Consider the following 13,320-nt stretch of genomic DNA (forward strand, 5'->3'; position numbering starts at 1 on the left):
GGGCCCCCGCCCCGTTAGGGGGGGGGCCCCCCCCCGGGGGCCCCCCGGGTTCCGCCCGGGGGGGGGGCCGGGGGAGGGGGGGCGGCGCCCCCCGGGGGGGCCCCCCCCCGCCGGCCGGGGGCCGTCCCCCCCGGCCGGACTCCTGGGGTTCCCCCCAGCGGTCGCTGGGGGGATCAGCCCTGCGCGGAGATCCGCGCCAGGCGCTGCGCCTCTTCCCGCGTGGACACGGCGATCGCGTCCTCGTCGGCGAAGAGCAGCCGGTTGTCCTCCACGATCTGCTTGCCGTTGACGAACGACGCGGTGACCGGGGCGGCCGCGCCGAAGACCAGCGCGGTGACCGGGTCGGCGATCGAGGAGTGCAGGAAGGTGCTGAGGTTCCACAGCACGAGGTCGGCGCACTTGCCGGCCTCGAGCGAGCCGATGTTGTCGGCGCGGCCGAGGACCTGGGCGCCGCCGTAGGTGCCCAGGCGCAGGGCCTGGCGGGCGTTGAGCGCGGCCTCGCGGTGGACCGGGTTCAGACGGTTGATCAGCAGCGCGTTGCGCAGCTCGGTGTGCAGTTCGCCGGACTCGTTGGAGGCGGTGCCGTCGACGCCGAGGCCGACCGGGACGCCCGCCTTCAGCATGTCGGGCACGCGGGCGATGCCGGCGGCCAGACGGGCGTTGGAGGACGGGCAGTGCGCCACACCGGTCTTGGTACGGGCGAACGCGGCGATGTCGGAGTCGTTCATGTGGACGCTGTGCGCCATCCACACGTCCTCACCGAGCCAGCCGGTCGACTCGAAGTAGTCGGTCGGGCCCATGCCGAAGAGCTCGTGGCAGAACTTCTCCTCCTCGACGGTCTCCGAGCCGTGCGTGTGCATGCGCACACCGAGGCGGCGGGCCAGCTCGGCGCCCTGCTTCAGCAGCTCGGTGGAGACCGAGAAGGGGGAGCACGGGGCGACGGCGACCTGGGTCATGGCGTCGAAGGAGGCGTCGTGGAACTTCTTGATGGTCGCCTCGGTGTCCGCCAGGGCGCCCTCGAGGGTCTCGACGGCGTGGTCCGGGGGCAGGCCGCCGTCCTTCTCGCTGCGGTCCATGGAGCCGCGGGCGAGGGTGAAGCGGACGCCCATCTCGGACGCGGCGCGGATGATCGCGCCGGAGAGGTCGCCGGAGTTCTTGGGGTAGACGTAGTGGTGGTCCATGGCGGTGGTGACACCGCCGCGGGCCATCGCGGCCAGCGAGCCCTGGGCCGCCGTGTACGCCATCTGCTCGTCGATGCGCGCCCAGGTCGGGTACAGCGCGACGAGCCAGTTGAAGAGGTTGTGGTCGGTGGCCAGGCCGCGCGTGATCCACTGGTAGAAGTGGTGGTGCGTATTGACCAGACCGGGAGTCACGAGGTGCCCGGTGCCGTCGATGCGGCGGACGACGTTCTCGAGGTTCTCGGGGGCCCTGCCCGCGCCGATGGACTCGATCTTGTTGCCGGCGATGACGATGTGACCCGACGCGTACTCGGTGTCGTTCGCGTCGACGGTCGCGATCGCACAGTTCTCGATGACGGTGCGCTCTACGGCGCTGTCATGGGCTGCCGATGCTGCCATGGGACTTCCTCGTGCTTTCAGTGGCGGAGCGGGCACGGCAAAACCCAGGGGATTTGAGTGCCGGAGCCGGGGCCTTGACAGCTGACAGTACTGCCGGCCCGTGGGGTGGTCCGGGTGCCGATTCAGGAAGCTGGGGTGGTGTCGCGCCCCGGGGCCACTGCGGAGCCCCGGGACGCGCGCGCCGTGCTCAGAGGTTGGTCATGTCCACGGGGATACGGGCGTCGGCGCCGTCGCGGAGGACCGTCGCCTCGATGAGACCGTACGGGCGGTCCGCGGCGAAGTAGACCTCGTTGTCGTTCTTGAGGCCGAAGGGCTCCAGGTCGACGAGGAAGTGGTGCTTGTTCGGGAGCGAGAAGCGGACCTCGTCGATCTCCGAACGGTGGTTGATGATCCGCGAGCCCATCTGGTACAGGGTCTGCTGGAGCGACAGCGAGTAGGTCTCCGCGAAGGCCTGGAGCATGTGCTTCTTGGTCTCGGCGTAGGACTTCTCCCAGTTGGGCATCCGCTGCTCGTCGTCCGACCAGTTGAAGCGCCAGCGGCCCGACACCTGGGTGGCCAGGATGCGGTCGTACGCCTCCTGCAGGGTCGTGTACTTGTCCTTCACGTAGCCCCAGAACTCGGAGTTCGTGGAGTTCATGACGATCAGGTCCTTGAGGCCGGAGATGACCTCCCAGTTCTGGCCGTCGTACGTGATCTGGGTGACGCGGGTCTCCATGCCCTTGCGGACGAAGGAGTGGTTGACCTCGTCGGCGCCGATGAACTTGGAGTTGGCGTCCGAGGTGGCGATCCGGTCCCAGGCGTACTCCTCGATCCGGATGCGCGCACGCTGGATCGGCTCCTGGCTGCCCACGAACCAGCGGGCCAGGTGGATGCCGAACTGCTCGGCGGACTCGATGCCGTACTCCTTGGCGAACGCGTACACCGTGTTCTTGGTGGTGTCCGTCGGGAGGACGTTGGCGTTCGAGCCGGAGTAGTGGACGTCGTCCATGTCGCCGGAGAGGGCGACCGAGACGTTGAGGTCCTTGATGTGGTGGGTGTCGCCGTCCCGCGTGATCTTGACGACGCGGTTCTCTGCCTTGCCGTACTGGTTCTGGCCCAGAATCGTGGCCATGCTAGCTCCCTCGGTAAACGGAGTAGCCGAACGGGTTGAGCAGCAGCGGTACGTGGTAGTGCTCGCCCGGGTTCACCGCGAAGGTGATCGTTACCTCGGGGAAGAACGCACCGCTGTCCCTTACGCGGGGGGCGTCCTGCTGCGCCTCGGCTTGCTTGTCTTCGCTCTGCTTGGTGCTGAAGTACGTCTCGGTCTCGAAGTCGAGACGCACGTGTGTGGTGCCCTCCGGCAGGGCCGGCAGGTCCTTGCAGCGCCCGTCGGCGTCGGTGGCGCTGCCGCCGAGGGCCGCCCACTCGCCGCCGAGGCCCGCGCGGGCCGACAGGGAGATGGCGACGCTCTCGGCGGGGCGGCCGATGCTGGTGTCCAGGATGTGGGTGGACACCGACGCGGTGGTCTCGGTGCTCATGGTCACTCTCCTTCTGCGAGTTCGACGAGGCGGGTCAGGCGGATCCGGTTGATCTTCACCAGCTCGCCGCGGGCGATCTCTCGCTCCTGCTCCGGCGAGTTGCCGATCCGGACCTTCACCGCGTCCCGCATGAACTCACCGGTCGCACCGGTGGCGCAGATGAGGAAGACGTGGCCGAACTTCTCCTGGTAGGCCAGGTTCAGCTCGAGGAGTTCGTTCTTCAGCTCCTCCGAGGCGCCGGCCATGCCACGCTGCTCGCGGGCGGAGGTCGGGTCTCCCGGCTTCGGCCGGCCGATCGGCGCGTGGCCTCCCATCGCCTCGCCCAGGTCCTCCGCGGTGAGCTCCGCCATGGCGGACTCGTTGGCGGCGAAGAGGGCGTCGGCGGTGGCGAAGGGGCGCTGGGCGAGCATCTTGCTGCCCCACGCCGAACTGGCGCAGACCTCGTGCAGCTCGGCCTCGGCCGCGCTGTCGTCCAAGGCGTTGAACCGGGTGAGACCCGGGGTCGGACTCGAAGTCACGGTAGGCCTCCGTGGCCTGTTGTTGCTTTGACGGGCTGCGCATAGCTAACGCCCTCGGCCACACGGCGTCAACACTTTGTTGAAACTTCCCGTACACAAAAGCCGCCGCCCGGGTGAATCGGGCGGCGGCTCGTCACCAGGGGTGAATCAGCCCTCACTCCCGGCTGCCCTGCCGGGCTTCGCCTGGGCGGCGGCGTCCCGGTTCAAGTAGTTGTAGACCGTGAAGCGGCTCACGCCCAGGGCGCCCGCGACCGTCTCCACTCCGTGCCGCACCGAGAAGGCGCCCCGCGCCTCCAGTATGCGCACCACGTCCTGCTTGGCCTTGCGGTCCAGCTGGGCCAGCGGTACGCCGTGGCGGCGCTCCAGCGCCGCGAGGATGTGGTCCAGCGAATCGGAGAGCTGCGGCAGGCGCACGGCCAGCAGGTCCTGCCCCTCCCAGGCCAGCACGACGTCGTCGGGCTGCGCCTGGGAGGGGTCCATCATCTGGCCGCCCATCGCGTCCACCAGCGGCTTGACCGCGGTGACGAACGGGTGGTCGCGGGGCTCGGTCACGAGGCGTCCTCCCCGATCACGTTGACCTGGAGCGTGACGCGCGTCGCGCCGGCCTCCAGGGAGTCGCGCAGCAGCGCGGCCACGGCGTTCAGCACCCGGTCGGACTCGCCCTCGGCGGTGTTGCCGAAGGGGCCGACGTCCACCGCGTCCAGCTGGGCCTTCTGGATGACCTCGCGGGCGGCCACGGCATGGGCGGGGGCCTCTTCGAGGTCGAAGGGCTCGGTCGTGAACTCAACTCTCAATCGCACGTCGCCAAGCTACCCGGCAGTCCTGAGATTCCGGGAGTCCGCACTTGACAAGTACGACGGTCGACTTGCAGTCTTCCATCAAGCAGAAAATAACTTCCGCAATACGGAAGGAGCGCACACCCCTCATGGGATACACGGACCAGCGCTTCGATGTGAACCTGTCGATCCTCTTCACGGAACTCCCGCTCCTGGAGCGTCCCGCGGCCGCCGCCGCGGCGGGCTTCACCGCGGTCGAGCTGTGGTGGCCCTGGATCGAGACCCCCACCCCCGCTCAGGAGGAGCTGGACGCCCTCAAGAAAGCCCTTGAGGACGCCGGCACCCAGCTGGTGGGCCTGAACTTCTACGCCGGCCGACTGCCGGGCCCGGACCGCGGCGCGGTATCGGTTCCCGGTGAGGAGTCGGACCGCTTCAACGCCAACATCAACGTGGCGGCGGACTTCGCCGCCTCGGTCGGCTGCAAGGCGCTCAACGCCCTGTACGGCAACCGCGTCGAGGGTGTGGACCCGGCCGTGCAGGACGAGCTGGCCCTGAAGAACCTGGTCGTCGCGGCCCGCGCCGCGGACCGCGTGGGTGCGATCCTCCTGATCGAGACCCTCAACAAGCCCGAGTCGCCGCTCTACCCGCTGGTGAGCGCCCCGGCCGGCATCGAGGTGGTGGACAAGGTCAACGAGGTCACCGGCCTCGGGAACGCCAAGTTCCTGCTCGACCTGTACCACCTGGCGATGAACGATGAGGACCTCTCCGAGGTCATCGAAAAGTACGCCGCCAAGACCGGCCACGTCCAGATCGCGGACAAGCCGGGACGCGGTGCCCCGGGCACCGGCGAGCTGCCCCTCGAGGCGCTCCTGGACCAGCTGAAGAAGGCCGGATACGAGGGCTACGTAGGCCTCGAGTACAAGGCCGCCGACGCCGCCGCGTCCTTCGGCTGGCTGCCGGCCGAGGCCCGCGCCGCCCAGTAGGCGGACCAAGTCCGGGCGAACAGCCAGGCACCCCACGCACTTTTCGTACGAAGCATCAAGAGAAGGACCTCATCATGAGCAACCTCCCCAAGATCGCCTGGATCGGCCTCGGAATCATGGGCTCCCCCATGGCCGAGAACCTGCTGAAGGCCGGCTACTCGGTCACCGGCTTCACGCTGGAGCAGGACAAGCTGGACCGCCTGGCCGCCGCCGGCGGTACCGCGGCCGGCTCGATCGCCGAGGCCGTCAAGGACGCCGACGTCATCATCACGATGGTGCCCGCCTCCCCGCAGGTCGAGGCCATCTCCTACGGTGAGAACGGCATCCTGGAGAACGCCAAGTCCGGCGCGCTGATCATCGACATGTCGTCGATCACCCCGCAGACCTCCGTCGACCTGGCGAAGAACGCCGCCGAGAAGGGCATCCGCGTCCTCGACGCGCCGGTGTCCGGCGGCGAGGCCGGCGCCATCGAGGCCGTCCTGTCGATCATGGTGGGTGGCGAGCAGGCCGACTTCGACGCGGCCCTCCCGATCCTCGAGGCCCTCGGCAAGGTCATCGTCCTGTGCGGTCCGCACGGCTCCGGCCAGACGGTGAAGGCCGCCAACCAGCTCATCGTCGCGGTGAACATCCAGGCCTGCGCCGAGGCCGTCGTCTTCCTCGAGAAGTCCGGCGTGAACCTCCAGGCCGCCCTGGACGTCCTCAACGGCGGTCTGGCCGGCTCCACGGTCCTGACCCGCAAGAAGGACAACTTCCTGAACCGCGACTTCAAGCCCGGCTTCCGGATCGACCTGCACCACAAGGACATGGGCATCGTCACCGACGCCGCCCGCAACGTCGGTGCGGCCCTGCCCGTCGGCGCGGTCGTCGCCCAGCTGGTCGCCTCCCTGCGCGCCCAGGGTGACGGCGGCCTGGACCACTCCGCCCTGCTGCGCGCGGTCGAGCGCCTCTCCGGCGCCCAGATCTGATCCGCCGCCGCGGCCCGCTCCCCCGGGCCGCCCTCCCCCTGACGGGGGTCTGAGTTTCCGGATGGTGCCGGTGCTGACACCTGTCCTGTCGCGCCCAAGCGCCGGCACCGTCCGGATCACCTCTCTCTCTTTCTTTTAAACAAACTGTTGACGTCGCGTTCACGCCGAAATTAGGCTGTTCCGCATGACGGAAGACGCTTTCCGTCAGCAGTTACCCGTACGGAAGGTCACCATGTCGAAGCGCACGCTGACGACCGAGTCCGGCGCCCCGGTCGCCGACAACCAGAACTCCGCCACCGCCGGCGTCGGTGGCCCGCTCCTGATCCAGGACCAGCAGCTCCTGGAGAAGCTCGCCCGCTTCAACCGCGAGCGCATCCCGGAGCGCGTGGTGCACGCCCGCGGCTCGGGCGCGTACGGCTACTTCGAGGTGACCGACGACGTCACCGCGTACACCAGCGCGGCGTTCCTGAACACGGTCGGCAAGAAGACCGAGACCTTCCTGCGGTTCTCCACCGTCGCCGACTCCCTCGGCGGCGCGGACGCGGTCCGCGACCCGCGCGGCTTCGCGCTGAAGTTCTACACCGAAGAGGGCAACTACGACCTCGTCGGCAACAACACCCCGGTGTTCTTCATCAAGGACCCGATCAAGTTCCCCGACTTCATCCACTCCCAGAAGCGCGACCCCTTCACGGGCAAGCAGGAGCCGGACAACGTCTGGGACTTCTGGGCGCACGCCCCCGAGGCCACGCACCAGATCACCTGGCTGATGGGCGACCGCGGCATACCGGCGTCCTACCGCCACATGAACGGCTACGGCTCCCACACCTACCAGTGGACCAACGCCCAGGGCGAGGCCTTCTTCGTCAAGTACCACTTCAAGACGAACCAGGGCATCCGCTGCCTGTCGAGCGAGCAGGCCGCCGAGCTCGTCGGCCAGGACGCCAACTCGCACCAGACCGACCTGCTCCAGGCGATCGAGCGCGGCGTGAACCCGAGCTGGACCCTCTACGTCCAGATCATGCCCGCCGCCGAGGCCGCGGACTACCGCTTCAACCCGTTCGACCTCACCAAGGTGTGGCCGCACGCCGACTACCCGCTCCAGCGCGTGGGCCGCCTCGTCCTCGACCGCAACCCGGACAACGTCTTCGCCGAGGTCGAGCAGTCCGCCTTCTCCCCGAACAACTTCGTCCCGGGCATCACCGCCTCGCCGGACAAGATGCTCCAGGGCCGCCTGTTCGCGTACGCCGACGCCCAGCGCTACCGCCTCGGTGTGAACCACACCCAGCTGCCGGTCAACGCCCCGAAGGCGACGAAGGCCGAGAACTACGGCCGCGACGGCGTCATGGCGCTGCGCAACGGTTCGCGCACCGACAAGAACTACGAGCCCAACTCGTACCAGGGTCCGGCCGAGACCGGCCTGGCCCTCGGCGCCCCGCAGGCCGTCTCCGGCTACACGGGCACCCACGAGGCGCCGGCCCACACCAAGGACGACGACTTCTTCCAGGCCGGTGAGCTCTACCGCCTGATGTCGGAGGCCGAGAAGCAGCGTCTGGTGGCGAACATCGCCGGCGGCCTCTCTCAGGTCACCCTCGAGGACGTCATCGAGAAGAACCTGGCTCACTTCCACGCCGCGGACGCCGACTACGGCCGCCGCGTCGAGGAGGCCGTCCGCGCCCTGCGCGACGCCTGAGCCGAAAAGCCGCACCGGGGACCTGGCGGGAGGTCAGGTCCCGGGTGCCGAGCCCGCACCGCGGACCCGGATGAGGGGTGGTACGCGGTGGGGGCAGACCGCGCCAGTCCTTGCGGCTGGCGCCGCGTGAGGACCGTGGCGGGCGTGCGAGCCAGTGCGGTGGTAATGGGTTCCGAGGCCCGTCTCTTGACCTGAGGGAGACGGTGCCGGAGTTCTCGTCGCCGACCGCCACGGTCCCAGCCGAACTCCTCCGCGCACGGGGGCCGCGCACAGAGTCCCCCGTGCACGGAGGAGAGCCTTCCCACTCCGCCCGGCGGTGCGAACGTCCTGTCGCGCCAGCCTCGCCCCGTCGGGCGGTACAGATCAGCCCCGAGTCACGGACGGTCCCGTGACTCGGGGCTTTTCCACGTCCGCGTACGGAGCTACGGGCCCCGTGCGAACGGCCGGTGAGGCGGCGTCAGCCCGTCCGCCAGGGCCGCAGCTTCTCCGGGTTGAGCACGGCCCAGATCCGCCGGATCCCGGCCTCCCCGATGTCGAACGCGTACACCGACAGGACGGCGCCGTCCAGGAGGGCCGCCAGACCGGGCAGCCCGTTGACCGTGCACTCGCGGATCGCCAGCCGGCCCGGGAGGGTCCGCTCGGCGAAGAAGCGGGCGATGGGCTCGGCGCCCTCGACCGGGTGCGGCCGGGCCGTGACGACTCCGCCGCCGTCTCCGACGGCGGTGGCGTCGGCGTCGAGCAGGCCGATGAGGGCACGGATGTCCCGGGCCTCCCACGCCCGCTTGAACTCCCTCACCACACGCGCCTGCTGGACGGTCGGCGGCGAGGGCGCCCGCGAGGCCTCGACCCGGCGGCGGGCCGAGGACGCCAGCCGGCGGCAGGCCGCCGGGGTGCGGCCGACGATGCCGGCCACTTCGGAGAAGGGGTAGCGGAAGACGTCGTGGAGGACGAACGCCACGCGCTCCGCGGGGGTCATCGCCTCCAGCACGACGAGGAAGGCCATGCTGACCGACTCGTCGAGCGTGATGCGGTCGGCCGGGTCGGCGTCCATCGCGCCGGTGGACCACTCGGTGCGCTCGGGCAGCGGCTCCGGAACCCATTCCCCTACGTAACGCTCCCGCCGGGCCCGTGCCGAGCGGAGCACGTCGAGGCAGACGCGGCCGGCGACCTTGGTCAGCCAGCCGGCGGGGGAAGCCACCGCCGCCCGCTGCGGCGGGGACATCGCGTACCAGCGGGCGTACGTCTCCTGGACGGCGTCCTCGGCCTCGGCCACGGAGCCCAGCATCCGGTAGGCGAGGTCGGTCAGCCTGCGGCGCTCACCGGTGACCGCGCTCGGCACCGGGTCGAGTCGGCCGTCCTGCGGCGCGGGCGGGCTGGTCGTCATGGTCTCGCGGCTCCCTCGGTCGGATCTTTCCCCACCCCTTATGACGGGACAGGGCCCCGGAATGTGACGCGAGGGCCGCCGGCCTCACATTCCGGGGCCCCGTCCCGTCATAAGGGCAGCGGAACACACCACGACCGGAGGAGTACGCGATGACCACCCACGAATCCGCGGTACGGGCGCTCCTGGCGAATCGCGCCGAGGCCCAGCAGAGCAAGGACATCGACCGGCTCATGTCGTTCTACGCGGCCGACGCCGTCTACTACGACGTCGTCCCCCCGCTGCGGTTCGAGGGAGCCGGGGAGATCCGCCGCAACTTCCTGCGCTGGTTCGACGGATACGTCGGCCCCATCAGCCTGGAGACGCACGACCTCACCCTGGTGACCAGCGGGGACACCGCGTTCGCGCACATGCTGCACCTGGACTCGGGAGAGCGCGAGGGCGGACTGCAGGCGTCGATCTGGGTACGGGAGAGCGTCGGCCTCCGGCGGACGGACGGCAGGTGGTCGATCACGCACGAGCACGTCTCGATCCCGATCGACCCGGTGACCATGACGGTCTGGCTCCCCTCGGGCAAGAACCAGCCCGCCTGACGCCCGGAGGGACATGCCGGGGCCCTCGTACCCCGGGGGGACATGGCGGCGGCCCCCGCCCTCCTCACGGAGGGACGGGGGCCGCTCGGTGCAGGCCGGACAGTTCGTGCTGCTCGTCCTGCGGTTCCTGGGCAGACCGGTCGGGGTCAGACCTTCAGGGCCTTGATGGCGGTCGGGGCGTGGCCCGGCTCGGTCGCGAGCTCCTCGAACTCGGTGACGTCGCTCATGTCGACCGTCTTGCTCATCGCGATGTTGGTGATGCGCTCCAGGATGGCCTCGACGACGACCGGCACCTGGAACTCCTGCGCCAGCTTCTTGGCCTCCTCGAAGGCCTCGCCCAGCTTGTCCGGGTCCGTGACGCGGATCGCCTTGACGCCCAGGCCCTCGGCGACCTTGACGTGGTCGACGCCGTAGACGCCGATCTCCGGGGTGTTGATGTTCTCGAACTCGAGGTTGACCTCGAAGTTGATGCCCAGGTTGCCCTGCGCCTGGCGGATCAGGCCCAGGTAGGCGTTGTTCACGAGGACGTGGACGTAGGGGACCTTGTGCTGGGCGGCGACCGCCAGTTCCTCGATCATGAACTGGAAGTCGTAGTCGCCGGAGAGCGCGACGATCGGGGTCTGCGGGTCCGCGGTGGCGGCACCGATGGCGGCCGGGATGGTCCAGCCGAGCGGGCCGGCCTGGCCGCAGTTGATCCAGTGGCGCGGCTTGTAGACGTGCAGGAACTGCGCGGCCGCGATCTGGGAGAGGCCGATGGTGGTGACGTAGCGGGTCTCCGGGCCGAAGGCCTTGTTCATCTCCTCGTAGACGCGCTGGGGCTTCAGGGGGATGTTGTCGAAGTGCGTACGGCGCTGGAGGGTGGCCTTGCGCTCCTGCGCGGAGGCGGCCCAGGCGGAGAAGTCGGGGAGCTTGCCCTCGGCCTTGAGCTCCTTGGCGACCTCGATGAAGAGTTCCAGCGCGACCTTGGCGTCGGAGGCGATGCCGAAGTCCGGGGCGAAGATCTTGCCGATCTGGGTGGGCTCGATGTCGACGTGGACGAACTTGCGGCCCTTGGTGTAGGCGTCCATGTTGTAGCCGGTGTGGCGGTTGGCCCAGCGGTTGCCGATGCCGAGGACGAAGTCCGACTCGAGGAACGTCGCGTTGCCGTAGCGGTGCGCGGTCTGGACGCCGACCATGCCGGCGGCCAGCTCGTGGTCGTCGGGGATGGTGCCCCAGCCCATCAGGGTGGAGATGACGGGGACGTTGACCAGCTCGGCGAACTCGACCAGCAGATCGGAGGCGTCGGCGTTGATGATGCCGCCGCCGGCGACGATCAGCGGGCGCTCGGACTCCAGCAGGAACCGGATGGCCTTCTCGGCCTGGGCGCGGCTCGCCTGCGGCTTGTAGACGGGCAGCGGCTGGTAGGTCGCGGGGTCGAACTCGATCTCGGTCAGCTGGACGTCGATCGGCAGGTCGATCAGGACCGGGCCCGGACGGCCGGAGCGCATCAGGTGGAAGGCCTGCTGGAAGACGCCGGGGACCTGCGCGGCCTCCAGGACCGTGGTGGCGGCCTTGGTGACGGGCTTGGCGATGGACGCGATGTCGACGGCCTGGAAGTCCTCCTTGTGGAGCTTCGAGACCGGAGCCTGACCGGTGATGCACAGGATCGGGATCGAGTCCGCGATGGCGGAGTACAGGCCGGTGATCATGTCGGTGCCGGCCGGGCCCGAGGTACCGATGCAGACGCCGATGTTGCCCGCCTTGGCACGGGTGTACCCCTCGGCCATGTGCGAGGCGCCCTCGACGTGGCGGGCCAGGGTGTGCGCGATGCCGCCCACGTTCTTGAGCTCGCGGTAGAACGGGTTGATCGCAGCACCGGGCACGCCGAACGCTTGTTCGACACCCTCGAGCTTGAGGATCTCAACTGCGGCAGCGGCGGCTGTCATACGAGGCATCTGGTTCTCCTGCGGGTCTGGCGGTCAGACTTTTCCGTCATCCGGAATTTTTGTTCTGCTATACGGAACAAGCTAAGGCGCTGCCTCGCGCACGTCAAGGCGGTGGGGCACCCCGGAACGCACCAAAAGCCGCATCGCGTTCGGCGAGTTGTACAAATAGCCGGGGCCCGGAACCGGATCGGCGCGAATCGGCCGGTCTCCCTCCCCGCGCGGTCGCCGGTGGTGGAGCATGGACCCACGGACAGCGACGACGGAGGGGGTCCAGGTCTCATGGCGGAAGCGGTACCGGTGCGCTGCCCCTCGTGCCGGCGCGAGAACGGCTACAGCGTCCCGGTCTATCCATGCGCCTGCGGGAGCCCGGTCGCACCGCCCCTCGACCTGACGGCCCCGCCCGTTCCCCTCACGCACCGCAACTGGTCGGAGGTCTGGGTGACGGTGCGCTGCGCGGCCTGCGGGCGGGAGAGCGAGTGGCCGCACCCGGAGGTGGGCTGCGGCTCCTGCGGCCTGGTCGTACGGGTGCCCGTCCACCCGCCGGAGGAGCCCGCCGGGCCCGCCGCGGGCGCGGGCGCGGGGGACGGCGTACGGGAGGATCCGGCGCGGGCCGAGCCGCCGGATCCGGATCCGGCCGGTCCGCAGGCGGCGGATCAGGGCGCGGCCGGGTCCGGTGGCCGGGCGGCCCGGCCGGCGGCGGGCACCGCGGCTCCCCGGCCGCGTACCGGCCCGGCCGCCGGGCTCCCGTTGTCACGGCCCGCCTTCCGGCCCGTGACCATCCGTACCGCCCGGGACGCGGTGGTCACGGCCGCGCTGTACCTGCGCTGGCTCGGCTTCCAGGACGTCCGCCAGCCGGACGGGGTACCGATCCCCTCGGCCGCGGTGGACCTGCGGGCCCCCGGCGTGGTGGCCCAGGTGGACCCGACGACCGCGCCGTCCGGTCTGCGGGCCGTGGAGTGCGTGTGGCTGAACGGCCTCACGGCCTCGGCGACCAGCGTCTACTTCTCCCTCGCCGGATACACCGAGGACGCCCGGAGCCGGGCGGACGAGCTGGGGATACCGCTGTTCGTCATGGACCTCACCGGCATGCCGCAGCCCGTCAACGACCCGGCGGACCGGCTGGTGGGGAGGGGAGCCTAGGCCCTGTCGTCAAAGTCCCGCCTGGTCCGCGGCCCCCGGCACCGCACCTCGCCGCGTTGTCGGGGCGCCCAAGTACGTCCAGCACTCGGGCGCCCCTCCGCCTCGCGATGCACGGCACCGGAAGCCGCGGACCTGACCGGCGCTACTTTGACGACAGGGCCTAGGTGTATTGATCACGAGCGTTGTTGACACTCGGCTGGTCTTGAACATGGCGAAGACCTCCGGTGTGGTGGGAGCTGTCTAGGAACTCACCGC

At 69.9% G+C, this 13,320-nt stretch carries 13 protein-coding genes; 5 read left to right on the forward strand and 8 right to left on the reverse strand.

Translation table 11 applies throughout. The features are described from left to right. Positions 1 to 173: 173 nt before the first annotated feature. The 6 genes from ACFY7H_RS27130 to ACFY7H_RS27155 all read right to left on the reverse strand — a co-directional run bounded on the left by ACFY7H_RS27130 (position 174) and on the right by ACFY7H_RS27155 (position 4,412). Positions 174 to 1,577: an 8-oxoguanine deaminase gene (locus ACFY7H_RS27130; RefSeq protein WP_388942898.1), complete on the reverse strand. Its 1,404-nt coding sequence runs from the start codon at positions 1,575 to 1,577 to the stop codon at positions 174 to 176. Between the two features lie 187 nt (positions 1,578 to 1,764). Then, entirely contained in the window at positions 1,765 to 2,688 is a 924-nt protein-coding gene (gene pucL / locus ACFY7H_RS27135; protein WP_388942900.1) for a factor-independent urate hydroxylase, read from the reverse strand. Position 2,689: 1 nt separating this feature from the next. Further along, the gene (gene uraH / locus ACFY7H_RS27140) at positions 2,690 to 3,094 is read right to left on the reverse strand and encodes a hydroxyisourate hydrolase (RefSeq protein ID WP_388942903.1); all 405 of its coding nucleotides are present in this window, start codon (positions 3,092 to 3,094) and stop codon (positions 2,690 to 2,692) included. Positions 3,095 to 3,096: 2 nt separating this feature from the next. Then, a complete protein-coding gene (uraD, locus tag ACFY7H_RS27145) occupies positions 3,097 to 3,612 on the reverse strand; it encodes a 2-oxo-4-hydroxy-4-carboxy-5-ureidoimidazoline decarboxylase (protein WP_388942905.1) in 516 nt (171 codons plus the stop codon). 147 nt (positions 3,613 to 3,759) lie between these two features. Beyond that, positions 3,760 to 4,164, reverse strand: coding sequence for a helix-turn-helix domain-containing protein (locus ACFY7H_RS27150; protein ID WP_388942908.1), 405 nt, complete (start codon positions 4,162 to 4,164; stop codon positions 3,760 to 3,762). Then, positions 4,161 to 4,412: a thiamine-binding protein gene (locus ACFY7H_RS27155; RefSeq protein WP_388942911.1), complete on the reverse strand. Its 252-nt coding sequence runs from the start codon at positions 4,410 to 4,412 to the stop codon at positions 4,161 to 4,163. Before ACFY7H_RS27155 ends, ACFY7H_RS27150 begins: the two co-directional genes overlap by 4 nt. A 125-nt stretch (positions 4,413 to 4,537) precedes the next feature. Between ACFY7H_RS27155 and ACFY7H_RS27160 the strand changes: the two genes are divergently transcribed. The 3 genes from ACFY7H_RS27160 to ACFY7H_RS27170 all read left to right on the forward strand — a co-directional run bounded on the left by ACFY7H_RS27160 (position 4,538) and on the right by ACFY7H_RS27170 (position 8,026). Further along, positions 4,538 to 5,371: a TIM barrel protein gene (locus tag ACFY7H_RS27160; RefSeq protein ID WP_388942913.1), complete on the forward strand. Its 834-nt coding sequence runs from the start codon at positions 4,538 to 4,540 to the stop codon at positions 5,369 to 5,371. A gap of 74 nt (positions 5,372 to 5,445) precedes the next feature. Beyond that, complete coding sequence (locus tag ACFY7H_RS27165; RefSeq protein ID WP_388942915.1) at positions 5,446 to 6,336, forward strand: 2-hydroxy-3-oxopropionate reductase; 891 nt, start codon at positions 5,446 to 5,448, stop codon at positions 6,334 to 6,336. A 232-nt stretch (positions 6,337 to 6,568) separates the two neighbouring features. Beyond that, on the forward strand, positions 6,569 to 8,026 hold the full coding sequence (locus ACFY7H_RS27170) for a catalase (RefSeq protein WP_388942939.1): 1,458 nt from the start codon (positions 6,569 to 6,571) through the stop codon (positions 8,024 to 8,026). A gap of 457 nt (positions 8,027 to 8,483) precedes the next feature. On the opposite strand, the gene sigJ is transcribed toward ACFY7H_RS27170, so the two are convergent. Beyond that, on the reverse strand, positions 8,484 to 9,410 hold the full coding sequence (gene sigJ, locus ACFY7H_RS27175) for an RNA polymerase sigma factor SigJ (protein ID WP_388942918.1): 927 nt from the start codon (positions 9,408 to 9,410) through the stop codon (positions 8,484 to 8,486). A gap of 149 nt (positions 9,411 to 9,559) precedes the next feature. Here sigJ and ACFY7H_RS27180 point away from each other — a divergent pair, with 149 nt between their 5' ends. Then, positions 9,560 to 10,000: a YybH family protein gene (locus ACFY7H_RS27180; RefSeq protein WP_388942920.1), complete on the forward strand. Its 441-nt coding sequence runs from the start codon at positions 9,560 to 9,562 to the stop codon at positions 9,998 to 10,000. Positions 10,001 to 10,146: 146 nt separating this feature from the next. Here the strand turns inward: ACFY7H_RS27180 and gcl are convergent, their stop codons facing one another. Beyond that, on the reverse strand, positions 10,147 to 11,934 hold the full coding sequence (gene gcl, locus ACFY7H_RS27185) for a glyoxylate carboligase (RefSeq protein ID WP_388942922.1): 1,788 nt from the start codon (positions 11,932 to 11,934) through the stop codon (positions 10,147 to 10,149). 270 nt (positions 11,935 to 12,204) lie between these two features. Between gcl and ACFY7H_RS27190 the strand changes: the two genes are divergently transcribed. After that, positions 12,205 to 13,065: a hypothetical protein gene (locus tag ACFY7H_RS27190; protein WP_388942924.1), complete on the forward strand. Its 861-nt coding sequence runs from the start codon at positions 12,205 to 12,207 to the stop codon at positions 13,063 to 13,065. The last annotated feature ends 255 nt before the right edge of the window (positions 13,066 to 13,320 follow it).

This window comes from Streptomyces sp. NPDC012794 (assembly GCF_042901085.1).
GTDB lineage: Bacteria > Actinomycetota > Actinomycetes > Streptomycetales > Streptomycetaceae > Streptomyces.

What these genes read in the sequence shown, in the direction of transcription:
- ACFY7H_RS27130 (WP_388942898.1), bottom strand. Translation starts at nt 1,577, where the DNA reads ATGGCAGCATCGGCAGCCCATGACAGCGCCGTAGAGCGCACCGTCATC.
- pucL (WP_388942900.1), bottom strand. Translation starts at nt 2,688, where the DNA reads ATGGCCACGATTCTGGGCCAGAACCAGTACGGCAAGGCAGAGAACCGC.
- uraH (WP_388942903.1), bottom strand. Translation starts at nt 3,094, where the DNA reads ATGAGCACCGAGACCACCGCGTCGGTGTCCACCCACATCCTGGACACC.
- ACFY7H_RS27160 (WP_388942913.1), top strand. Translation starts at nt 4,538, where the DNA reads ATGGGATACACGGACCAGCGCTTCGATGTGAACCTGTCGATCCTCTTC.
- ACFY7H_RS27165 (WP_388942915.1), top strand. Translation starts at nt 5,446, where the DNA reads ATGAGCAACCTCCCCAAGATCGCCTGGATCGGCCTCGGAATCATGGGC.
- ACFY7H_RS27170 (WP_388942939.1), top strand. Translation starts at nt 6,569, where the DNA reads ATGTCGAAGCGCACGCTGACGACCGAGTCCGGCGCCCCGGTCGCCGAC.
- sigJ (WP_388942918.1), bottom strand. Translation starts at nt 9,410, where the DNA reads ATGACGACCAGCCCGCCCGCGCCGCAGGACGGCCGACTCGACCCGGTG.
- ACFY7H_RS27180 (WP_388942920.1), top strand. Translation starts at nt 9,560, where the DNA reads ATGACCACCCACGAATCCGCGGTACGGGCGCTCCTGGCGAATCGCGCC.
- gcl (WP_388942922.1), bottom strand. Translation starts at nt 11,934, where the DNA reads ATGCCTCGTATGACAGCCGCCGCTGCCGCAGTTGAGATCCTCAAGCTC.
- ACFY7H_RS27190 (WP_388942924.1), top strand. Translation starts at nt 12,205, where the DNA reads ATGGCGGAAGCGGTACCGGTGCGCTGCCCCTCGTGCCGGCGCGAGAAC.